The sequence below is a fragment of the Suttonella ornithocola genome (assembly GCF_001889065.1).
GTDB lineage: Bacteria > Pseudomonadota > Gammaproteobacteria > Cardiobacteriales > Cardiobacteriaceae > Suttonella_A > Suttonella_A ornithocola.
Window position 1 is genome coordinate 1 of the sequence record NZ_LWHB01000362.1, and the last position, 513, is coordinate 513.

Here is a 513-nt window from a genome sequence, read left to right on the forward strand (position 1 = left end):
AAGCTAAACCTATTCAGCTATAACAAAACTGTGTTCAAGCTCTGGGTCTGAGAGGTTATGCCATTGTCCGAGTAAGATGGCTTTGAATATGCTCAATAGCGGGTAGTTTATCCGTCCTCGCTTGTCGCGCTGTTGCTGGTTTTTCTGCTCAACTAGGCAACGCTCTATCGACTGCCAGTCTATCACTCTTGCTAGTTTAAGTAAGGGATAACGGTCTATGTGCTTATTTATAGTAATTTAAAATAGAAACAAGACTAAAAATAGCGGAAACTAACAAAATGGCATATATAGTAAAATCACTTATAATCCAATCTATCAAAGCAGATATAAAGAACAACTTGTAGTAGAATTATCAAAAACAAACTGAGCATATCCTATGACCTACTGCAGCCAATTCCGACAAAAAATTCTTAACGATATTGCTAATGGAGAAACTTGGCGCGCTGTTGCAAAGCACTACAAGATCAGCAAATTCACCGTCTATAGCTGGATTAAAATCCCATCCTAAAGGTT

1 protein-coding gene and 1 pseudogene are annotated in these 513 nt (G+C 38.0%); one reads left to right on the forward strand and one right to left on the reverse strand.

The genetic code is table 11. The features are described 5' to 3' along the window. Positions 1-21: 21 nt before the first annotated feature. Positions 22-237: pseudogene (locus A5N85_RS14425) on the reverse strand (transposase); the annotation flags it as partial. Positions 238-376: 139 nt separating this feature from the next. Between A5N85_RS14425 and A5N85_RS14430 the strand changes: the two are divergent. After that, complete coding sequence (locus A5N85_RS14430; RefSeq protein WP_072577696.1) at positions 377-508, forward strand: helix-turn-helix domain-containing protein; 132 nt, start codon at positions 377-379, stop codon at positions 506-508. Positions 509-513: the final 5 nt, after the last annotated feature.